This is a genomic window from Terrimonas ferruginea DSM 30193 (genome assembly GCF_000425585.1).
In the GTDB taxonomy this organism is placed as follows: Bacteria; Bacteroidota; Bacteroidia; order Chitinophagales; family Chitinophagaceae; genus Terrimonas; species Terrimonas ferruginea.
This window is the reverse complement of the sequence record NZ_KE384401.1, coordinates 201,969-222,977: the sequence shown is the minus strand read 5'-3', so window position 1 is coordinate 222,977 and position 21,009 is coordinate 201,969. Positions and strand designations below refer to the sequence as shown.

Sequence of the window (21,009 nt, the reverse complement as noted above, 5' to 3'; positions counted from 1 at the left end):
TTAAACAAGTTCTTTTTCTACAACGGGCAGTGGTCGCGGATTAACATGCTTTACATGTTCCGCAATGTGCCTGATATGATCTGGTGTGGTGCCGCAGCAGCCGCCCACGATGTTTACATAACCTTCGCGTGCCCAGTCTTCGAGGTAATGACCGGTATCCTGTGGGTCTTCATCGTATTCGCCCATGGCGTTGGGAAGACCTGCATTGGGATAAGCCGATACAAAACAGGAAGCGAGTTGTGATAACTCGGCGATATGGGGACGCATTTCTTTTGCCCCGAGCGCACAATTGAGTCCGACACTCAGCGGACGTGCATGTGCAACGGATGTATAAAAAGCTTCCAGCGTCTGGCCACTGAGCGTGCGGCCCGATGCATCGGTGATGGTACCGCTGATCATGATGGGCAATGGCTCCGCAGCTACATCGCGGAAATATTTTTTGATGGCAAAAATGGCTCCTTTGGCGTTGAGCGTATCGAAGATCGTTTCGATAAGGAGAATGTCGACGCCGCCATCTACCAGTCCTTTCACCTGCTCATAGTAAGCCTCCACTACTTCGTCGAAAGTAACGGCCCGGAAGCCGGGATTGTTTACATCGGGAGAAAGCGAAAGTGTTTTGTTAAGCGGACCGATAGCGCCGGCTACCCAGGCTTGTTTGCCTGATTGCTTAACGGCTTCGCGTGCGCATTTTGCAGCGGCCACATTCAGCTCATAGGCCAGCGACTGCATGTCGTAATCGGCCATGGCAATGGAGGTGCTGGAGAAGGTATTGGTCTCGATAATATCAGCACCTGCGTCGAGGTATTGACGATGGATTTCGGTAATGATCTGCGGCTGGGTAAGGCAAAGGAGGTCGTTGTTGCCTTTGACATCCGAATGCCAGTCTTTGAAACGTTCTCCGCGGTAGTCGGCTTCCTGGAGCTTATACCGCTGGATCATGGTTCCCATTGCACCGTCGATCACCAGGATCCTGCGACCCAGTTCTTCTCTGATATTCATGACGTTATGTTTTAATTAGTTTGCACAGAGGATCAGCATTTCCGGGGGAAAGGCCTGCATACAGAACCGTAAACGCTTGGAAACTTTTTGAGGAGTTTACTACGTTTATTAGTTCCGTTTAAAGGCCGAACAATAAACAAATCCGCCTGTATGGGGCAAAGGTATCGAATACAATTTGAAAATTTGAAGATTTGATAATTTGAAGATGAGGGAGGAAGTGCGTTATCCCGTTGTCAATTCCGGTATTTCTTGAATTAAATTGCCAAATTTTCAAATCTTCAAATTAGCCAATCATCTCCCCGCTACATACCTCTCCACCGGCAGGCGGTTCTGCAGGCTGCGGGCGAGGGTCATTTCGTCGGCATATTCGAGTTCGCCGCCGAAGGCGATGCCGCGGGCAATAGTGGTAACCTGCACCGGGAAGGCCTGAATTTTTTTCTGGATGTAATAGATGGTGGTGTCGCCCTGGATATTCGGATTGAGCGCGAAGATCAATTCGGATGTCGCTTCTTTCTGGATGCGGTTCACCAGTGCCTCGATCGTGAGTTGATCGGGGCCGATGCCGTCCAGCGGGGAAATGATGCCGCCGAGTACATGGTACAATCCGTTGTATTGCTGGGTGCTCTCAATGGCGATCACATCGCGGATGGTTTCCACCACGCAGATGAGATCCTGGCGGCGCATGCTGTTGGCACAAATGCTGCAGATATCGCCATCAGCTACATTGAAGCAACGATTACAAAATTTGATCTCCCTGCGCATCCGCGCCACTACTTCGCTAAAATGCTCCACCTCCCCCACCTCCTGGCGCAGCAAATGCAACACCAATCGTAATGCGGTCTTTTTGCCAATACCCGGAAGTTTGGCAAATTCAGTCACGGCATTTTCCAATAATGAAGAAGAAAACTGCATAGTACAAAGATACGGACACGTGGCTTATCGCTGAAGCGGCGCGTCGGTTATGGTTCGCTGGGGGCGCGGCTGACCACCCGGCGTGGAACCGGCAGGTCTGCGTCCTCCGGGCGTCTGGCCCTGCCCGGGTTGTGAAGCCTGGCGGACATCAATCTCCACCTCGTTTTCCCAATTGGCTTTTACATTGATCATGCGGCTCAGCGGAATCACTTTTTCCGGCTGACGGCGCCCGTTGAAGAAATCGCCCGGATCCCATTTGCCATTTTTATTACGGTCGTTTACAATGCGCAGATCATATTCACCGGGAATGAACAAGGGATCATAGAAGTTCTCACTCGTAAGCGGCACCGCCTTTTTCGTTTCGTTGTTCTGGATAAACAATAACAAAGGGTTGCTGCTCATATCCAGGTTGCGGAAACGCAGCCGCAGTTCGCCATAATCGATCTTTCTTTTGGTAACGAACCTGATGGTATCCGCTTTCAACAATTCTTTGCCCAATGTATCCGTGGCAAAATCTTTGTCGAACAGGAAAGCATACGATGTATTTTCCTGCCAGGGATATTTAAACGTGAGTTTGGTAGACGTGCTATCCATTTCCCAGCGATAACCGGATGTAACAGGCGTAAACAAGGTATCGGTGGTGAAGCGGACTTTGGAGGAATCGAATCTTTTAAGGGGTGTTTCGAAGGTAAACACCACATCATTCAGCAGATCATGCGAGGCGCCGATATTGTTCTGGTAACGCAAACGGCGGTCGTTGTTGTCTTTTCTTGTATTGGTCTGACTGCTCGCGGGCTTGGGTGGCTCGGGAATCGAATAAGCGTAAAGTTTTACCGGAACATGGGGTGTCCCGTCCAGCTTGACAGCAGAATCTGCAAAGGCAAATAATTGCGAACGCTTCATATACCGGTAAGCGCCGCCTTCATCTTTCATTGCATAGAGATAGTAAGTGCCGGGGGCCAGGAACCGGAAATGGAAATGCCCCTCAGCGTCGAGGCGGGCAATATAACGCGGACGCTCTTTGATCACCGCCGAATCAACATTGCTGGTGTGCAGCATAACGGTGAGCGTGCTGTCTGCCTTCTCGTTTTCGGCGAGCACTACCAGGCCTGACAATTCAAGCGAATCGATGGTTGGGCCGGTACTGAATACGTAAATGAAATCTTTTACCTCGTTGCCTTCATTCACGTCCTTGATCACTTTGGTGAAGTTGAGGGCATAGGTGGTATTGGGTTCCAGCGTATCGCGGATCCTGACGGTAACTGTTTTGAGCTTGGCCTCTACGATCGGCATGTTCTTGGGGAGAGGCGATACCACCAGGTTCTGCTGGGCATTTTGCACTTCTACGTATTCGTCGAAGTTGAAGGTGATGCGACGCTCACTGAAGTTGCGGGTAGAGTCCGCCGGGCGGACAGCAATTGCCCTCGGTGCGAGGCTGTCACGCGGACCACCTTCAGGAGGAATGATATTGGCACAACCGGGGCTGCCGGCAAAAGCAGCCAGTATCAGCAGTAAGATGGTGAGCGGGGATATGATTCGGACCAGACGCATAATGAGTTTGCAAACTTAGTTTGTTTGGGGCAAATGGCTTGCAGGGTTTGTCATAAAACAGAACCTGGCGCGAAGAAGCAATCAGAAGCGGCAATGTTTAACATTTCTTTGTTAATCGCCCGGGAGATAATGCGTGTTCAGATTCTTGCACTGGCATCCCGGCCAACAGCCCTCTCGCCCTTGTTGGTCTCCCGACCAACAAGAGGGTGCCCGAATCAGAAGTCCTTGCATTGCCGTTGGTCGGGAGACCAACGGAGGCGCTATAATCCTCAGCTTTCCAGGTTATCCTCTTCCTGCTCATGCATCGCCACCGCCAGTTCGTTGGTCTTCACAAAGTTGCACCAATGACAATCCTGTTTTCCGCAACCGGTATAAAAGTCTTTGGCCTGAATTTTATCCCAGGTTTCGCGGATTTGCTGTAAAACGGCCGCCGTGTCCTCCGGTGTGATGATCACTTTTTCCTTGCGGTAGTTTTTCTTCTTGTCCGGTTCAATGAAGTCGAACTCGCTGCTCACCACTTTCCAGTCTTTTTTCTCGTAATGATCCACCAGCAGTTTATAGAACACCGCCTGGCGCCAATAATCGCCGCCATGCGGCTCTTTGTCCGACGGACCTTTGAGTTTGGCCAGCGCTTTTTCGGGATCGCCGGTTTTATAATCGACCACGTTTACCGACTTGCCATCAAATTCCAGCTTATCCAGTTTCCCTTTCAACGGCACGCCTTCCACTACCACATTGCGGATATTCCGTTCGATGGCCACGATGCGGTTGAAACGGTTGATATAGGTATCGTAATAATTGGCCAGCACTTCATGACCGTATTCCATTCTCCGCTCAAATTCTTCGCGCGTAAAACTTTCGCGGTGGCGGTACATGTACCAATCGAAGTCGGCGATAAAGGTTTCTTTGGAGGGAAATTGCTTGTCGGCATCGTCCAGCATTTTGCGGAACAATTGTTCCAGCGCGTGGTGCACCGATGAACCAAATTCGGTGGCTTCGTTTTTTGGTGAGGGAATACGTACCAGGTTGCGGTAATAAAACTCGAGCGGACATTTGAGGTAATTGCTCAATGCCGTAACGTTCATCACAAATTTTTCCAGCAAACGTTCGATGAAAGCCTCTTCCATGTGCGCAATCTCCGGCCGCAGTGTTTCGCCGAAAGGCAGGGCCGCAAAACGATCTTCTACTTCGGTATCGAGGATTATTTTTTCTACCGGCAATAAATGGCGGTCGAGTATTTCCGCAATAAACATCGATGGTTCGAGTTCTTTGCCATCCGTACGGAAACGGCTGTAGGATATATATAAATGCCGCTCGGCCCGGGTCAGTGCCACATAAAATAAACGGCGCAATTCTTCTTCATCACTGGATACCGGCTGCGAGCTGAACATGGTGTCCGGCAGGCTGTAACCGCCGCCGGGCTTGCGTTTCTTTTCCCAGAAGGCAGCATTACAGCCGGCAATGATCACGTACTCGTATTCCAGTCCTTTCGAACCGTGTGAAGTAAGCAGGTTGACGCCTTTATCGTTGCCGCTAACCTGTACCAGCGAGAGCGCTATGCCTTCTTTTTCCATCAGGGAAATGAGTTGTACCAATTGCTCGAGGTTGAGTGTGGGTGCGCGGCGTGTTTCTTCTTTTACAAAATCAAAAAATGCCGTCAGTATCTGCAACAGCCAATGTTTTTCTTCGCTGTTCATTACGTGCTGCAGCAAACCGGTTGTGCGGATGATGCGTTCAAACAAATTCTGCAGGGTCACATTCGGCACATCGGCAATGAGCTGCTCTAAAATCTTTGACACATTGCTGAAAGCTTCATGAGGACCGGCGCTGAACAGGTCGCGAGCAGGCGCATTGGCGCGCTCGGCCAGCAATTGCCGCATCGACGTACGGTTTTCCCCAAAACGTCTTTCTGCTACTTCCATGCTCAGCTTGGCGATTTCTATCGGAGAAATATGGAACCAGTCGAAATGCAATAATTCAAACAACATCTCATCGCCGCCGTAAGGTGTGTCGTGTTCGGCCGCAAGATATTTCAACAGCAATACGATCTTTTGTCCGAACGGCAGATGCAGAATATTTACGTGCCGCTTGCTGTACACGGGCATACCCAGCAACTTAAAATAGGTGGCGAGTTCTTCTCCGTATTTATTTTCCCGGTAAATGATACTGATACGTCCGGGAGCCACGCCTTCATCCAGCCATTGCTGTACCTGCGTGGTAATGCCGATCATTTCGGCGCGTTGCGTTTCATATTCGCGGAGTACCGGCTGATTCAAGAGCCCGGCGTGTGCGGGATTGGATGAAAGCAATTCTTTACTCAGCCCTTCGATCTTACGCACCAACCGTTCTTCGTTGCGATCGATCAGCGCTTTTGAAATATCGAGAATGGGTTGTGTAGAACGATAATTGTTGGTGAGGATCACCGTCATCAGGTCATTGCGGTACTGATGCGCAAAGTCGAGCATATTCTCCACGTTGGCACCCTGGAAACGGTAGATGCTTTGGTCGTCATCGCCCACTACGAATACGTTGGGCTTTTCCCAGAAACTGATCAGCAGTTCCACCAGGCGGTTTTGCGTACCACTGGTATCCTGGTATTCATCGACCAGGATGTATTGAAACTTTTCCTGGTAAGTAGACAGCAGTCCTTTATTTCCTTCAAAGGCTTTGATCACCCAGTTGATCATGTCGTCGAAATCGTAGCGGTTGCGGCGGCGCATGAGTTCCTGGAAGCGGTCAAATTCATTGACGGCAGCGCGCAGCTTTTCTTTTTTTTCCTTTTCTTCTTCTATTTTATCCCAGCGTACATCGCCTTTCTGAAAGTTGCCGGTTTTGCGTTTGGCGATATAAGCATCGCGCGTGGGAAGATCGGTTAAATACTCGTCGATTTTCTGACTGATATAAGCGGGTGTCCAGCCTTCGCGCTTCATGGTACTGAAGAGTGATTGCAGGTTGTTTACTTCAAAATATACATCGCCGCGATAACGTTTGAGCGGATGATTTTTGGGGAAACTATCGATCAGTTCTTTGAAGAGCTGAATCTTTTCCAGATCGGAGATAGGATCGAGGGAGGTCTTTTCAAAAAGCGATAGATTTTCCTGGATGATATCGTTGCAAAAAGCGTGGAAGGTATAAATGTTGACGCGGTAAGCATCGGGGCCGATGAATTGCTGCAGGCGTTTGCGCATGGCTACCACGCCTGCCTCGGTATAGGTAAGGCAAAGAATGTTTTCGGGGCCTGCGTCCGTTTGCAATAATATTTTCCCGATGCGCGTTGCGAGGATCTGCGTCTTGCCCGTACCCGGACCTGCGATCACCATCACCGGTCCTTCGATGGTGTCCACGGCTTTGCGCTGCTGTTCATTCAGCCGTTGATATTGCTCGTTAAAAAAAATCTCCGCTTGTTCTTTTTGGAATGACATTCTTCTAAAGTTGAAAAGTTCGTGGTCCGTCGTGAATAGTCAATCGTGAATCGTCAATTGCGCCTTAATTACTTAGCGCCTTTGCGTGATAACTGAAGCTCCATAAGGGAGCAAAGAAATTACTTATAACTTAATACTTATTACTTAGCACTGTATTACCCCCTACCTTCCTCAACACGCTTTCCGCCATTTCCACCACGCGCTCACGTAAGGCTTCGGGTTCAATAATGCGCGCACGCTCTCCGAACATCATGAACCAGCAGGCGAAGCCTTCGATGCTGGAGGTAAGGAAATGCATTTCCATGCCCTCCGCTGTTTCGTGTTGTGAAATAAAGCCGCTGAAATACTTCTGTTCGTCGAGCCAGTGACAAATATCTTTTTCAACCATCAGCACCACGCTTACGAGTTCGTGCTTGTCTTTTTTTCTTTCTTCGATATACTCTTCCAGGCTCGGATGATCTTTTTTAAAAACTTCTTCGCTCAGGCGAATGGAAGAAATGCGGTCTACGCGAAAATCGCGGTAAGCTTTGCGAAGGCGGCACCAGCCGATGAGGTGCCAGAAATTTTCCAGGTAAAAGATACCCAGCGGCTCCACTTCACGTTCGCTTTTTTGCTGGTTGTGCTGCGCAAAATAATTGATCCGCAATACCTGTTTGCCGGCGATACCTTTCAGGATCGTTTGCAGGGCAGGTGGTTTATCCTCGAGGCTTTTACGGCTTCTTTTAAAAACCTGTATCTGGTTATCGAGCGTTTCCAGGAAATCTTTTTCCGTTGAGCGAAGTACTGCGCGCACTTTGTACATCGCGGATTTATAACTTTCGTCGGTAGAAGCGTCCGTCATTTTCTCGATCAGCTTTTCGGCTGTGAGAAAGGCCGTGGCTTCTTCTTTGGTAAACATCACCGGCGGCAAACGGTAGCCATCCATGATCGAATAGCCGATGCCCGCTTCTCCGTATAACGGAATGCCGGCTTCTTCCAATGTTTTGATATCGCGGTAAACCGTGCGCAGACTAATGCCGAAGCGATCGGCAATATCCTGTGCCTTCACCACTTTGCGTGATTGCAACTGGATCAGTATGGCGGTAACACGATCAATGCGATTCATAAGAATTTATTTAATACCGGCGCGTTTGCGCAGCTCGGCTACAGGCATGTTGATGATCTTGCCCACTTGTTCCTTACCACGATACGTCACCACTTTCAGGTTGGCGGCATCCTTCGGCACGCTCAATGGTTTTGTATACGCCGGATAAAAACGATCCGGGAAAAATTCATCGAAACTATAATGAATGGTGAGTCCGGCTATCTGCGTCGTCATTTCAATGCTGAGTTCCCCTTTCGCATCTTTTTTGGCGATAAAAGCCGGATCGTACATGCTGCGCGAATAATTCACTTCGGCTTCATCAAATCTTTTCATTTGATTTTCCACGCGACCGATAAAACCGGTCCAGTCTTTCTTTTCTTTTGGCGACCATACGGATTCGGCTGTTGCCAGCCCGCGCGGCCACAGCATGTACTGCATATGGCGGACGGTCCAGAGGCGTTCGCTCCAGAGATTACATTGTCCGCCTAAAATGTATTGCGGGTCCACGCCGGGAGGCACGGGATCAAACTCATAAGCCTTATTGAGCAATACTTTTGAGTAGGTCGGCGGTTCCGCAATCGGATCGCCCTGGTAAAGATCGTGGTAGGCAAACTCGTTGGGCGACATCACCACCTGGTGTTTGGCCGTGGCGGCTTCGGTGCCACCTTTCATGCCGCGCCAGCTCATTACGGCTGCGCCGGGTGCCAGTCCGCCTTCCATGATCTCATCCCAACCCATCATTTTTTTGCCTTTGGAAGCAATGATCTTGCCCACGCGTTTTACAAAATAGCTTTGCACTTCGTGCATGTCTTTTAATTTCTCGCGCTTCATCAGGTCGCTCACGGCCTTGCTCTTTTCCCAGAAACCTTTGTAGCATTCGTCGCCACCCATGTGAATGTATTCCGCAGGAAACAAGGCCGCTACTTCGGTAAATACTTTATCGAGGAACTCGTATACTTTTTCATTGGCGGGGCACAATGTATTATCGAGTGTGCCGTAGAACGTACCGTTGCCGGGCCAGATCATAAACCGCTCGCCGGCATTTACCTGGTAAGTGCTGTCGGTGGTGCAGGTGAGTTCCGGATAAGAGGCAACCGCCGCGAGGCTATGCCCGGGAATATCGATCTCGGGAATGATGGTCACAAAACGTTCGCGTGCATACGCGAGTAACTCGCGGATATCGTCCTGTGTATAATACCCGCCGTAAGTTTTGGGTTCGTCGGGAGTGGGTTTGGTAAAATCGCCCCAGCGGCCAACGCGGTTGGCGCGCCAGGCGCCTACCTCGGTGAGTTTGGGTAAACTTTTTATTTCGAGGCGCCATCCCTGGTCGTCTACCAGGTGAAGGTGCAGCGTGTTGAACTTAAACTGTACCATCTGGTCGATAAAATCCTTTACCTGTTGTTTGGTAAAAAAATGCCTTGCCACGTCGAGCATCATACCGCGCCAGGCGAAGCGCGGATAATCTTCCACCGTAACGGAAGGCAGCATCCATTGTTCTGCTACAGGAGCGGTTTTGCTGACGATGCTGGCGGGAAACAACTGCAGCATGGTTTGCACGCCATAGAAAATACCGGCAGGGCCACCGCCCGTGATGCGCACACCACGTGGTTCGATCTGCAGGCGGTAACCTTCTTTGGGAATTCTTTTATCGATTACGAAAACAAAATCTCCCGAAGCTCTTTGATCGGTTGCCAGCACTTTCACGTTGCGGCCCGCAATAGTCCGCAATTGAGCGGCCAGCCGCTCGCCGGTTTTGGCGATCAACGTATCAGCGGGTGTGAGGATGGTGATGGAAGCGGGCAGCGTGTATTGTCCATTTCCATAAGTATAGGAAACGGGCACGGGAATAACCGGCAATACGGAAGACTGCGCAAAAACCTGCACAGCCAGGAAACACGCTACAAGAGCTGAGAAGATTGATTTCATATATGGCAAGATAAAAAAAGCTGGCGTGCCGCCAGCTTTTAATGTATAAATATGTAAATGTGGAAGTGTGAAAATGAAACAGCCGGCGGAGCCTTCAGGCAGTGCAGCCATTCCCTTCCAGAATGTTCATTGACTATTAACAGGCGCCCCATTCACGATTGACGATTCACCATTCACGTTACCCCGGGATGCGGGTAATGTATTTCTCGATCTGTTTGATCTGATCAACGATCTGCGGTGTAGTGGGCTTCAGCGCTTTGGCTTTGCGGAAAAAATCCTTGGCCGCGCGGAATTCGCGTTTGTTCATCATCAGGCTGCACATCTGCAGGTAAGCGGCTGCTTCGTTTTCTTTGTCGGGCAGGCCTTTGCGGATGGCGGAGCGGATATAACTTTCTGCCTGGCGGAGATCGTTTTTCTGCATGGACAGCATACCCATCTGCAATAAGCTGGCGCCTTCGGCTTCTTTCATGGGCATACCCAGATCGAGGCCTTTTTTCATCATCTTTTCCGCGCCGTCGAAGTCCTGCTTCATCATGGCGATATTGCCCTTGAGGGTGAAATAAACGGAACGGATGGGCTTATAAAGCAGGTTGGGGAACTGGATGGAATTGAGCACTTTTTCCGCACCGTCCATATCACCGGCTTCCATATACTCCTGGATCAGGCGCAGGGGCCCGAAGAAAAAATGACCGAGGATCAGGATCACGCCTACGAGGTAAAGGAAGAAGGCGGGCCAGAAACCGGCGATATAATTCACATAACCACCCAGCACCAGCAAAGCGATGCCGATCCAGAGGCGGTATTTTATCAGTTGATTATAAAATTTCATGTCAAAGTGTTAAGGGCTGCAAAGATAAGGTTTGCAGCCTTGCGGAGAGCTGTTTTTACACCGGGATTTGACACTGTGGCACGGCCATTGCTGCCAAATGCGTTTATCAATCCGTAGCAGTACGGATGGTGGCTAAACGATAAACCTGTATCTTGACGCCCCGTCGTCCTGCTTTTTTTACCGAAGATGAACCGCCAAGCCATTGATATTGTATTGCTGGACGATGATCCGGATATCTGCACCATGACCGAAACCGTGCTGCAGTTTGCCGGGATGACTGTGCAAACCACTACCTCACCTGCCGGACTCGACCAGCTCCTCCGGGACTATGCACCCCGCGTGTTATTACTGGATATGTTACTGGGAAATACGGACGGCCGTGACGTATGCCGCCGCCTGCGCGCAGACGAAACCAATGCCGGACTATATATAATAATGATGTCTGGCCATGCCGATGCCGGTGAATCCTGCAAAGAAGCGGGAGCCGACGACTTTATTGAAAAACCTTTTGACCTTGATGTGCTGACCGGCAAACTGAAAAAAGGCATGGAGCCCGAGACGGATCAGGTTTCTTCCTCGTAAAAAATCTTGTAATACTTGCGGCCGGTCATTTCATCCACGCCTCTTTCGATGAGGTCGCGGCGGCCATGAATATAAATATGGAAATTGCGGTCGAGTTTCAGCACCGTCTTAAACACCTTCTGCTGTTTTTTAACCGCCGCACCGTGAATATCAAACTCATCTTCTATCTCGAACTGGCGTGAAGCCTCGAAATTTTTCTTATAATCCATAAAAGTATTCACCACTTCTTCGTGATGAATCACTTCTTCGGTAAACTCTTTCAGGCTGAACTGTTCGTGTGTCTTGAAATACTCGATGGAGCGGTTGAGCATCTCGGCCTGATCGGTTTTGGACACTTCAAACTTATCCGCGTAATCGTTGGTGATAAAATTCTTGCAAAGGCTGAGGTACTTGTCGGTCTGGTGGTAGCTGTCGGCCAAAGGTTGAACCTGCAGAAAATCATTCACCCAATACTGTGCGTCGCCTTGTTTATTGGTGGCATCGAGTACGCAGCAACGGAATCCGTCGGCGGTTTCGGTGCGGAAGATGAGGCAGCCTTTATCGAGTTTATTGATATTAATACCTTCTTCGTGTGTGAGGTTCCAATCGTCGTTGCCTTGCGGCGCAATCTTGAGAAAGGTCTCTTTTGTTTCAGATTTGAAAATGCCGATGGCGGAAACCGTATCGTCTTCGAAAGGGACCTCTTCCATCAGGGCGATATACAACTCGCCTTGTTTCACTTTCACGTGTGTGCTCTTATTATAAAGAAAATTAGCGAGCAGGTTGGACTGTTCCTGGAAAGTGGATCGGTCTTCAAAAATGCGGCTGACGTAAGTATACACTTCATTGAGTGCGATATCGCTGAGGTGGGTGAAATGAAACAGCTCATTGGCATTGAAAGACCCGAGGAAATACTTTGTGAGGAGTTTACCTACGATCTCGTCGTCGATGGTGAGTGGGTTGGCGGAGAGGCGCAACTCTTCACCGCGGGTGGGATTGCCTACCTGGTGCACGATCACCTGTTGTAATTTCACATCATCGATGCCGGTCATCTTTTTGGAATTTAAGTGGCGCGAAGATAACGGCGCTTCGGCAATCGTGAATCGTCAATCGTGAATGGCTGTTCTTTGCGGCTTTGCTCCTTATGCAGCTTTGCGTGACAAAAAGCGGTGGGCAATAAGTCAATCGGTCAATAAGTGAATAGTGAACGGCTGTTTACTTATTACTTACTACTTATTACTTACTGCCCTACGCCTTAAGCCTTTTTACCTTACTATCTCTCCCAGAACGCCGGTGGCTCGATGCCCAGGCTGCGGAGGTACACATAAGCCTGGCCGCGGTGGTGGATCTCGTTGTCGATAAAATACAGGATGAAATCGTAAAAATGGCCGGGGTACATACCGAAGGCAACGTCTTCTTCCTGCCAGCGGCCTTCGGGGATGGTGGGCCACACTTCGTTGATGGCCTCGGTGGCGGCATCCCAGCGGGCAAGCACTTCGGCCTTGGTGGTGGCAGGAGCCTGGTTAGCAAGATGAGGCAACTGATCTGCGGACAGCCACTCGCGGGTGGCGATACCGCGGACCCCGGGCTCGGCCATGCGCTGAAACTCGAGCACCATCTCGGCGAAGGGGCGCATGCCGCCGATGGAATAAGTAAAAAACTCTTTTTCAGGAAAAGCTTCGATCACCCGGCGGGTGAGGCGGCGATGGCCCTGCCAATCTTCGAGGAGCTGGGCGGAGCTGAGGAACTCGTTGGTGATGGCTGGTTTCGCGGTTGTGGAAGTTGACATAACGTATTGTTTTAAAGCTGTATAAATCGGATGACAATGTAAAAATCCGACCGGTTAGTGACAGCGGTATGTCAGCAGGAAAAAAGAAAAATTGGAAAAAAATGCGGGCGGGAAAAGCTATTTTTGCCGCCCTGCCCGGCTATGAGGCTGGCAGGCATGGCCCCGTAGTTCAATGGATAGAATAAGAGTTTCCTAAACTCCAGATACAGGTTCGATTCCTGTCGGGGCTACCAATCGGAAAGACGTGTTTTTGAACCGTTTTTCCGGTTTTTTATTTCGTTGAAACCCTTTCCCTTGCCACCAGGTCAATAGCTTTTTTCGTTTCGTTGGCTGAATGCGGTGATTATTCAGAATTAATCCTATGGTTGACCAGGCTTCCCTTTCTTCACCATTCGGTCTGGTCGAAATATACCGGCCACGCATTCCTTCGGCTGTTGACATTGCCTGAATTTCATTAATTAGCCGGGCTTTATCTTCCATTGTATCCTGTGAAAATGGGAGCACCCAGGCACTACCCGGCCTGACCTTGGCATAATGGGAAAGACCATTGTTATTTCACCTTTACTGGATTGTCGGCCATACCGAATGGGCGCTATTACCTGGATTCCCTGCTTTTCCAGCAAGTGGCCAGACCGCCAATTCTTACCAACCTCGTCACCGGGCTCATCCAGATCGTCTGCCATTAGCAGTGAGCCAATAATAAGCACCCCACCTTTGATCCCTGTAAACTGATCAGTCATAGTATCTCTTTAGGATAAATGTAAACAGAACCCTGCAATCGAATAGTCCCAAAATATAAATAGCTATATATTGTTCAAAATGACAGGATAAGGTGATGTTTCCTTTGGAAATAAGCTGCAAAAAACTTATATTTTATTAAAGACATTAACGAGTTTTTACAAAGAACCTTTCGATAACTGATTAAACTACTATTATATGAAAGAATACACGATCGTATTTCAGATAGGTAATGTTGATTACCTGACCGGGAATTGTTTTTATACGGCTACCATTAAAGAATTTCCACCAGAAGATGACACTATCCGTTACTGGGTTCATCTGCATGATGAAGTGCTGGTCAGGCTTTATGGAAGACATCATGATTATTATTACAAGGCAGGTAATAAAGTCAATTTTACAATGGGTGACGGCCAGATTATAATGGACTTGCACCGCCCGGTCATGCTTGCCATCGAAAAGATCAGGACCAGACAGGAGGCCTCAGCTGCTTCATGAGTTAAGTGGGCAAGTTTGCCGCATAATTGGAAGAAATAAGTATACTTAAACCCAAAAATATGACCCTGCCAGTAAAAGAGATTATTCCCCGTGAAATACCTGCCGATATTATCCCGACGCTGAACGCTTTTTCAGATTTGCTGAATGAGTTTGTCAATTTTGGCTCGCATGTAATTGACTGGGATAAATCACCCGTTACTAATGGTCCTGAGAATATTGCCCCTACTATGCTTTTCCGTCATTTTCTTGACCTGATTGATTCAATTTCCATTCTCTCCCGCAATTCCTGCGGCGATACCTCCAAACTATTGGTTCGGGGTGCATTGGAGACGTTCTTTGGCATCCAGTATCTCTTTGATGGCAATACGCATGACAAAGCGATGGCTTTTTTGTATGTCGAGACACTAAACGAGATAAAGACATTGAAGAAAATGAATAGTGCAACGCCCGAAGGTCAGGCATTCAAGAAGATACTGGATGATGAGAAAATGTTATCAGGCTATAGCATAAATCCCGCTATCATTTTGCATAAAGCCATTCAGGACAAAGAGAAAGTTTTACTGCTGCCTGAATTCAGTAATGCACACAACGAATTCCTGCAACTAAAAAGCAATAAAGTAAAAAACCCGATATGGTACCGTTTTTTCAATGGACCGCAGAACATCAGGGAACTTGCGATCCATCTCAGGCAGCAAACGATGTATGAACTCCTGTATCGAAAATGGTCGGGAGCCGTGCACGGATCTGATATATTTCTTGGGAAGGTTACCTCGGATCAGGCAGGCGGAGTGGAAATTGTGCAGCTCCGTTACATTAAAGATGTTCAGGAAATAGTGAAGTACTCCCTGTCTCTTTGTATCAAAGTTTTTCAGGTATATATTGATAACCGCATTCCTACCAGGAAATCGGATTTTGTAAACTGGTACGCCACGATCAGGGATCAATATCTTTTATTTAATACTAAGGAGTTGATCCAGGTGTTGTGATTCTTTTTTGTATAGATCATTTAAATGAATTTGCATGATTAAATTCTGGAGGTCTGGGGACAAAATGATATGCACGTACACGCAGGAAAGAGGCGGTACGGAAAATTGGGCAAAGAGTGAACTGGAAGCCCGGGGTGAGATTACCCTGAAAAAGACCTTTCATTTTACGTCAAAAGATGTGTTTACACCTCCCGCACCGGAAGAGCTTGAAGAAAATGGTGGTGTTCGGTTCGATGATGATTTCGATTTTGAAAATGAACCGGTCCATTTTTCTTTTGCTAAACTAAAGGGCGGTTACTTCAAAATAAAAAAGGGCATACTCATTGACGGCTTTGATATTTTTTTTCATGAATCCGTTGAAATGGAAGTCGAAGATTTTGTGACAGATTCAGACATATCCATATTTGCCACGCTTGCCTCCATTATGACTAAAGACATTTATATCGGGGGTGATCACCAGGAAGCTGTGCCGTTGGAAGGCTTTACTAACCTGTTAGCCAGTTTTCCGAACAGCTATGAACGCAAGAAGTATGTGCAGGCAAGGGTGACAGCTATTCTCAGAGAATACGTGGGCAGTCTGAAAGATGCGGAAGCAAAGTATAACCGGTACATGAATAAGAGGGTGAGCAAAAAAGGAAGCGACCTGAAGCGTATGTTTCGTGACAGTGAGCTTGTCAAATACGAAACGATCCTGGAAAAATTGCAGCAGATGCTGAAGGATGAAGATGCTTATTCGGAAAAGCAATGGCAGGAGGAGATTTTACAGATTTTGCTACTGATCTATCCTAAGTATATTGCTGTTTTCCGCGAAGTACCGGTGCGGGGCCGTAACATGAATGAAAGATTTATGGATTATATACTGGTGGATTCCAGCGGGCATACAGATATTGTTGAAATAAAGCGTCCGTTCGGCAAAAGTATTATCACGGAAGCTGTTTATCGCAATAATTATATTCCGCTTCGTGAACTATCCGGTACGATCATGCAGATAGAAAAATATATCTATTATCTTAACCGGTGGGGAGTTGAGGGAGAGGAAAAGCTGACAGAGAAATATAAAGACGAGCTCCCGCAGGGGTTAAGCATCCGCATTACGAATCCGGGCGGCATCATTATCATGGGCCGTGAGAATAATCTGAGCGAGGAACAAAAACTGGACTTTGAAGTCGTAAAACGGAAATATAAGAATGTGGTTGATATTATTACTTATGACAATCTCCTGCAACGACTAAAGTCCACCATTGAACAGATAAAGAAATCTTAACGGTTTGGGAGTGTAAACCCTGTGCCATTGTTTTGATTATTTGAATTGTATCTATTAAAAGGATGGCGGTATGAACTTATTTTATGACAGCGTTCAGGACTGTATAAGAACGATTCAGGCTATTGACCTCCGGCAAACGGATGCGTCGCAACAGGTTCGTCCGGCTTTGATGCAGTTTTCAGGCATACGGCATTTTAAGGTAACTTTTAAGAAGGGAAGCCTTATCTATCGTTGCAGGCTAAACGAGGACGTTGATCTGTTTGGTCACATAGACGAGTTGAAACATCCACCGGCCTTGCAGATCCGCCAATATGGGCGATGTAATCTTCCACAGCAATCAGTATTTTATGCATCCAAATTTGAATGGAAATCCTTCATTGAATTGATGCATGCTCTTGATAAAAGAATACCGTACAATACAACGCTCCTGTGACAGTAGGTGACTGGGTTGTTCAGGATGATCTGGAAATGGTGGTTATTTTAATCCTGGTAATAAAGGAACGATGGCCAGGTATATGTCTTTATTTGAAAACGATTTTGATGAGGTGATCAGTCGTCAACCTGCTGACGAAATCGAGCGGCTTCGCCTTTTTTTCTATTTTATTGCTGACAGGTATGCTCAATCGGCCGTTGAGGATCAAAATATTTATACGCTGGCGAGTGCGTATTCCGACATCGTCTTCAGGACAGAAGGCATTGACGGCATTATCTATCTAAGCGTCCAGTACCATCATGATGGCATTAGTTATGCGCTAAAGCCATCGGTTTTAGACGGGAATAAAATCACTCTCAACGGTGTTGCTAAATTATTTATCTGAAGGGCCATCAGGAAAACGGGAAGGCAAGCTTTATACAACTTCCCAGGGTGCAATTCGTGCCCGATCTATTGATCATGCATCAGGGAAAATCACTTGGTAATTATTACCAACAATTTTTTATAACCATGAAACTTGAACAACTCCGGGCAAAACAGCAAGTATTTGTGAAAGATTTTGATGAAGCTGTTGTAGCAGATATACATAGAAGGCTCAGGACTTTCCAAACTACCTATCCAGTATCCGGCTTAGGAAAACTGCCGATAGATGAATATATCTATGGCAAATTCAGGATAAATCAACACCCGACATTTTGTTATTGGATGGAAAAGGAATTGTCGGATTTCGGAAGGATAGCGGGTAGCCCCTGCTTTCAATATGGCGTTTGGTATGGAACACACGGTGAGGATAAGGAAGTACGTTACAGGAAGACTAAAAAATATGGCGACACGGTGGAAGAAGCTTATAGGAAAGTAATAGTTTTCATACAAAATCTTCTTGAGGCTGGTGCAAAAAAAGACTTCAATGCCATTGCAGCCAATAGGATTGCCAATAAGTTTAAAGGGAAAATACTGGCAACTTACTACCCTGAAATATATCTCAGTATTTACGCTGATGATTATCTAAACGATATCCTCAAATATTTCAGTCTTGATGATGGCAGCAGTTATAAGGAAGCACCCATCTTACAACAACAGAGGCTTATCCGCTGGAAAAATGCAGATGATATTATGAAACATTGGAATCTGACACAGTTTGCCATCTTTATTAACCGGGAACTCAATGCCTATTATGATTTTGAGAAGAAAGGAGTAAAGAAGAACGAAGAGAATAAAGTCCCCCGCTTTCCTGAATTGGGGGAGATATTGCCGGTATTTAGCACGGATGAAATTGATCCGTCTTTCAAGGAGGTAGAGAAAGTATATACAGCAGCTTCGTCTAAAGTAAAACCGAAAAAAAATTATGCGCAGAAGACCATTCGTGATACGGCTGTAGGGACCCGTGGAGAACAGATCGTGATGGAATGGGAACGAAGAAGGTTAAAGTGCTATCCGGAGTTGCTCGCACGGCTTGAATGGGTCTCTGAGCATACGGATAGTTTCGGGTATGATATTAATTCCGTTGAATTGGACGGTACTTCTGTACAGATTGAAGTAAAAACAACAACCCGCCCTTCGACTGATAAAATTGATTTTTTCCTTACAGAGTTTGAAAGAACAACGGCGTTAAGTTGCAAAAATTATTACATCTATTATGTGTCAGATATTTTAAATACAAGGCCGGGAATATGGGCGATCCGTAATCCTTTTAAGGAAAATGAAAGCGGAGTGCATCTGTCACCTGTTGTTTACAAAGCATCACTGAAAAAAGAAACCCCGTAATGCTTATAAATGTTTTGCACCGTACATATTTAATTCAAGTAACTGGCCGGTATTTTCTTCAAAAGCATTTTGGAGTTCGTGCATGTAGTGTATTTCTTTTACAAATTCTTCGTTTACCCACCATCCATAAGTTTCATTCTCCAGAGGAGCAATTACCAGGTGCTTGTCGCTGACTGTACGTTCATGAAAATTCCCTTTGCCGGGTTCAAACTTTGCAAGGCTCAGGTTGTCCCGGATGATAACAATACCACGCAGTTTTAGCAGATCAGGTTCATACAGAAGAGCCGGGTAACGCTTAACCTTCAACATCCCTCGGTTGACTTCACTCACTATACAATAGCAGCCATGCTGTGCATCGTATAGCCAGTTACCATGACGAAGTTGGGTGGTGTCAAGCATCTCCAAATTTAACCAATTGGAACAGCAAAAACGAATGGAGGACTGCCGCCTTAATCACGACTTGTTTGTATCTGTAGGCTCCCCTTTATATTCGGGCCATTCCTAATTAGAGTTTTCAGACTCTATCGCGAGTATCCGCTCTATGTGCCGATGGCTGCGCCGGGCGTATCGATAAGGCCTTCGTATTTGAAATTTTCCTCTTCAGACTCTGTTGCACAATCTTTTGTAAATATTTACACATCAATTCGGGAAAATTCCGAATTATTTACGACTATTTTACATAATATTGTTATATTAATATAACCAATTCGGAGATTATCCGAATAACGATAGTATATTTAACAATATGGACTTCAGAACTGCAATAGAAGCGTATATAGGGCAACCGCTATCAGGGCAACTCCTGATGGAGGTGCTCAAGGGATACAAGCGGCCGCACGACAAAATTGATGAACTGGTAAAGCAGGGCTTCTTGGTGCAGGTAAAAAGAGGGCTGTATGTACCGGGACCGAAGTTGAAGCTGCCAGTACCGGAATTGTTCCTGATCGCCAATCACCTCTACGGCCCGAGCTATATATCGCTGGATTCTGCCCTCCAGCACTGGGGGCTGATCCCTGAACGGGTCTATGAAATCACTTCCGTGACAACGAACCCGTCAAAAAAGGTAAGGACGGCAATCGGACGGTTCATTTACACGCGCCTGGCACTTCCGTATTACGCTTTCGGCATACAGCAGGTATCGCTCACCCGAATGCAGACCGTCCTGATGGCGGGTGCAGAAAAAGCGGTATGCGATAAAATCGTATTGACACGGGGGGTGATCCTCAGGAGCGTGAAACAGACGAAGGAAATACTCGTCGAAGATTTCCGGATAGACACGATGAGATTGAAAGAACTGGATATAAAAATGATCAGTAGCTGGGTGAAGGATGCTCCAAAGGGTAAAAGCCTGGCCATGCTGGTAAAAACCCTTCAAACACTATGATAAAGGAATGGTTAGAAGAATATAAGCCCGCAACACAAGGGGATGCTGAGCAGGCTTTGCGGGAGATTATGCAGGAAATTGCGCTGGCAGGGTTACAGCGTAGTGGCTTTTTTGAGAAAGCCGCCTTCTATGGTGGCACAGCACTTCGCATCTTTCACGGGCTTCCCCGTTTTTCGGAAGACCTGGATTTTTCTTTGCTCGCAATAAATGGTGATTTTTCACTGGAACCCTATCTGCGTGGAATCGAAACAGAGTTCAATGCACTCGGGGTGACTGTCAGCATCGAGGAAAAAAATAAAACAAAGGAAACGAAAGTAGATTCGGCTTTCCTGAAGGCGGACACGACCTGGAAAGAATTGGTGATTAAGGAAATTATGCCGCAGGAATCGGTGAAGATGCGTCCGGCCATTAAAATAAAGATCGAAGTGGACACCCGGCCACCGCTCGATTTCACAACAGAGGAAAAACTCTTGCTGAAGCCTTTCTCATTTTATGTGAAATGCTTCACACTGCCGGATTTGTTCGCAGGGAAAATGCACGCCCTTCTATTCAGGAAATGGAAAGGAAGAGTGAAGGGAAGAGATTGGTTTGACATGGAATGGTATATCCGCAAAGCAGTTCCGCTGAATTTGGTGCATCTGGGGTCAAGGGCTTACGACAGCGGCGACTGGCCGGCACCGATGATTGCTGAAGCAAATGTGATACAGTTGCTCGATGAAAAAATCGATGCAGTATCTTTTGATAGTATCAAAGCGGATGTGCGGCCTTTTATCCGGGATGAGAAGGTGATGGAGATTTGGTCGCCTGAATATTTCCATGACCTCGTTAGAAAAATCAACTTCACGCAGCGCGTATCTTTTAATGAATAG

The 21,009-nt window shown here is 47.3% G+C and carries 18 protein-coding genes and 1 tRNA gene; 9 read left to right on the top strand and 10 right to left on the bottom strand.

The genetic code is table 11. From position 1 onward, the window contains the following. From H608_RS0118835 to H608_RS0118805, 7 genes are all read right to left on the bottom strand, one after another. Entirely contained in the window at window positions 1-999 is a 999-nt protein-coding gene (locus H608_RS0118835) for a homocysteine S-methyltransferase family protein (RefSeq protein WP_028789044.1), read from the bottom strand. Between the two features lie 291 nt (window positions 1,000-1,290). Beyond that, the gene (gene recR, locus H608_RS0118830) at window positions 1,291-1,911 is read right to left on the bottom strand and encodes a recombination mediator RecR (protein ID WP_028789043.1); all 621 of its coding nucleotides are present in this window, start codon (window positions 1,909-1,911) and stop codon (window positions 1,291-1,293) included. A gap of 24 nt (window positions 1,912-1,935) precedes the next feature. Then, window positions 1,936-3,462 (bottom strand): Ig-like domain-containing domain, encoded by a 1,527-nt coding sequence (locus H608_RS23020; protein WP_071836981.1) that lies wholly within the window; start codon window positions 3,460-3,462, stop codon window positions 1,936-1,938. Window positions 3,463-3,731: 269 nt separating this feature from the next. After that, entirely contained in the window at window positions 3,732-6,884 is a 3,153-nt protein-coding gene (locus tag H608_RS0118820; RefSeq protein ID WP_028789042.1) for an ATP-dependent helicase, read from the bottom strand. Window positions 6,885-7,014: 130 nt separating this feature from the next. Then, complete coding sequence (locus tag H608_RS0118815; protein WP_028789041.1) at window positions 7,015-7,989, bottom strand: helix-turn-helix transcriptional regulator; 975 nt, start codon at window positions 7,987-7,989, stop codon at window positions 7,015-7,017. A gap of 6 nt (window positions 7,990-7,995) precedes the next feature. Beyond that, window positions 7,996-9,894 (bottom strand): beta-N-acetylhexosaminidase, encoded by a 1,899-nt coding sequence (locus H608_RS0118810; RefSeq protein WP_028789040.1) that lies wholly within the window; start codon window positions 9,892-9,894, stop codon window positions 7,996-7,998. Window positions 9,895-10,072: 178 nt separating this feature from the next. Next, complete coding sequence (locus tag H608_RS0118805) at window positions 10,073-10,723, bottom strand: tetratricopeptide repeat protein (protein ID WP_028789039.1); 651 nt, start codon at window positions 10,721-10,723, stop codon at window positions 10,073-10,075. A gap of 186 nt (window positions 10,724-10,909) precedes the next feature. Between H608_RS0118805 and H608_RS0118800 the strand changes: the two genes are divergently transcribed. Next, entirely contained in the window at window positions 10,910-11,305 is a 396-nt protein-coding gene (locus H608_RS0118800) for a response regulator (protein WP_038009115.1), read from the top strand. Here H608_RS0118800 and H608_RS0118795 read toward each other — a convergent pair. Together H608_RS0118795 and H608_RS0118790 are read right to left on the bottom strand one after the other, a co-directional pair. Beyond that, entirely contained in the window at window positions 11,287-12,336 is a 1,050-nt protein-coding gene (locus H608_RS0118795; RefSeq protein WP_028789037.1) for a nucleoid-associated protein, read from the bottom strand. The genes H608_RS0118800 and H608_RS0118795 overlap by 19 nt on opposite strands. Window positions 12,337-12,557: 221 nt before the next feature. After that, window positions 12,558-13,073: a DinB family protein gene (locus tag H608_RS0118790; RefSeq protein ID WP_051268483.1), complete on the bottom strand. Its 516-nt coding sequence runs from the start codon at window positions 13,071-13,073 to the stop codon at window positions 12,558-12,560. Window positions 13,074-13,231: 158 nt separating this feature from the next. Here H608_RS0118790 and H608_RS0118785 point away from each other — a divergent pair. The 6 genes from H608_RS0118785 (at window position 13,232) to H608_RS0118750 (ending at window position 18,756) form a co-directional block, all read left to right on the top strand. Then, window positions 13,232-13,306, top strand: a tRNA-Arg gene (locus H608_RS0118785). A gap of 703 nt (window positions 13,307-14,009) precedes the next feature. Next, on the top strand, window positions 14,010-14,309 hold the full coding sequence (locus tag H608_RS0118775; RefSeq protein WP_028789034.1) for a hypothetical protein: 300 nt from the start codon (window positions 14,010-14,012) through the stop codon (window positions 14,307-14,309). 59 nt (window positions 14,310-14,368) lie between these two features. After that, a complete protein-coding gene (locus tag H608_RS0118770; RefSeq protein ID WP_155990256.1) occupies window positions 14,369-15,295 on the top strand; it encodes a DUF5677 domain-containing protein in 927 nt (308 codons plus the stop codon). A gap of 34 nt (window positions 15,296-15,329) precedes the next feature. Continuing rightward, window positions 15,330-16,559, top strand: a complete 1,230-nt coding sequence (locus H608_RS0118765) for a Shedu immune nuclease family protein (RefSeq protein WP_028789032.1) — start codon at window positions 15,330-15,332, stop codon at window positions 16,557-16,559. 503 nt (window positions 16,560-17,062) lie between these two features. Beyond that, a complete protein-coding gene (locus H608_RS0118755) occupies window positions 17,063-17,377 on the top strand; it encodes a hypothetical protein (RefSeq protein ID WP_028789030.1) in 315 nt (104 codons plus the stop codon). Between the two features lie 125 nt (window positions 17,378-17,502). Next, window positions 17,503-18,756: a protein NO VEIN domain-containing protein gene (locus H608_RS0118750; protein ID WP_028789029.1), complete on the top strand. Its 1,254-nt coding sequence runs from the start codon at window positions 17,503-17,505 to the stop codon at window positions 18,754-18,756. Between the two features lie 3 nt (window positions 18,757-18,759). On the opposite strand, the gene H608_RS0118745 is transcribed toward H608_RS0118750, so the two are convergent. Further along, window positions 18,760-19,155 carry a hypothetical protein gene (locus H608_RS0118745; RefSeq protein ID WP_155990254.1) on the bottom strand — a complete coding sequence of 132 codons (396 nt, stop codon included), beginning with the start codon at window positions 19,153-19,155 and terminating at the stop codon, window positions 18,760-18,762. Between the two features lie 346 nt (window positions 19,156-19,501). Here H608_RS0118745 and H608_RS0118740 point away from each other — a divergent pair, with 346 nt between their 5' ends. Together H608_RS0118740 and H608_RS0118735 are read left to right on the top strand one after the other, a co-directional pair. After that, on the top strand, window positions 19,502-20,140 hold the full coding sequence (locus H608_RS0118740) for a type IV toxin-antitoxin system AbiEi family antitoxin domain-containing protein (protein WP_028789027.1): 639 nt from the start codon (window positions 19,502-19,504) through the stop codon (window positions 20,138-20,140). Beyond that, window positions 20,137-21,009 (top strand): nucleotidyl transferase AbiEii/AbiGii toxin family protein, encoded by an 873-nt coding sequence (locus tag H608_RS0118735; protein ID WP_028789026.1) that lies wholly within the window; start codon window positions 20,137-20,139, stop codon window positions 21,007-21,009. Before H608_RS0118740 ends, H608_RS0118735 begins: the two co-directional genes overlap by 4 nt.

What these genes read in the sequence shown, in the direction of transcription:
- H608_RS0118835 (WP_028789044.1), bottom strand. Translation starts at nt 999, where the DNA reads ATGAATATCAGAGAAGAACTGGGTCGCAGGATCCTGGTGATCGACGGT.
- recR (WP_028789043.1), bottom strand. Translation starts at nt 1,911, where the DNA reads ATGCAGTTTTCTTCTTCATTATTGGAAAATGCCGTGACTGAATTTGCC.
- H608_RS23020 (WP_071836981.1), bottom strand. Translation starts at nt 3,462, where the DNA reads ATGCGTCTGGTCCGAATCATATCCCCGCTCACCATCTTACTGCTGATA.
- H608_RS0118820 (WP_028789042.1), bottom strand. Translation starts at nt 6,884, where the DNA reads ATGTCATTCCAAAAAGAACAAGCGGAGATTTTTTTTAACGAGCAATAT.
- H608_RS0118815 (WP_028789041.1), bottom strand. Translation starts at nt 7,989, where the DNA reads ATGAATCGCATTGATCGTGTTACCGCCATACTGATCCAGTTGCAATCA.
- H608_RS0118810 (WP_028789040.1), bottom strand. Translation starts at nt 9,894, where the DNA reads ATGAAATCAATCTTCTCAGCTCTTGTAGCGTGTTTCCTGGCTGTGCAG.
- H608_RS0118805 (WP_028789039.1), bottom strand. Translation starts at nt 10,723, where the DNA reads ATGAAATTTTATAATCAACTGATAAAATACCGCCTCTGGATCGGCATC.
- H608_RS0118800 (WP_038009115.1), top strand. Translation starts at nt 10,910, where the DNA reads ATGAACCGCCAAGCCATTGATATTGTATTGCTGGACGATGATCCGGAT.
- H608_RS0118795 (WP_028789037.1), bottom strand. Translation starts at nt 12,336, where the DNA reads ATGACCGGCATCGATGATGTGAAATTACAACAGGTGATCGTGCACCAG.
- H608_RS0118790 (WP_051268483.1), bottom strand. Translation starts at nt 13,073, where the DNA reads ATGTCAACTTCCACAACCGCGAAACCAGCCATCACCAACGAGTTCCTC.
- H608_RS0118775 (WP_028789034.1), top strand. Translation starts at nt 14,010, where the DNA reads ATGAAAGAATACACGATCGTATTTCAGATAGGTAATGTTGATTACCTG.
- H608_RS0118770 (WP_155990256.1), top strand. Translation starts at nt 14,369, where the DNA reads ATGACCCTGCCAGTAAAAGAGATTATTCCCCGTGAAATACCTGCCGAT.
- H608_RS0118765 (WP_028789032.1), top strand. Translation starts at nt 15,330, where the DNA reads ATGATTAAATTCTGGAGGTCTGGGGACAAAATGATATGCACGTACACG.
- H608_RS0118755 (WP_028789030.1), top strand. Translation starts at nt 17,063, where the DNA reads ATGGCCAGGTATATGTCTTTATTTGAAAACGATTTTGATGAGGTGATC.
- H608_RS0118750 (WP_028789029.1), top strand. Translation starts at nt 17,503, where the DNA reads ATGAAACTTGAACAACTCCGGGCAAAACAGCAAGTATTTGTGAAAGAT.
- H608_RS0118745 (WP_155990254.1), bottom strand. Translation starts at nt 19,155, where the DNA reads ATGCTTGACACCACCCAACTTCGTCATGGTAACTGGCTATACGATGCA.
- H608_RS0118740 (WP_028789027.1), top strand. Translation starts at nt 19,502, where the DNA reads ATGGACTTCAGAACTGCAATAGAAGCGTATATAGGGCAACCGCTATCA.
- H608_RS0118735 (WP_028789026.1), top strand. Translation starts at nt 20,137, where the DNA reads ATGATAAAGGAATGGTTAGAAGAATATAAGCCCGCAACACAAGGGGAT.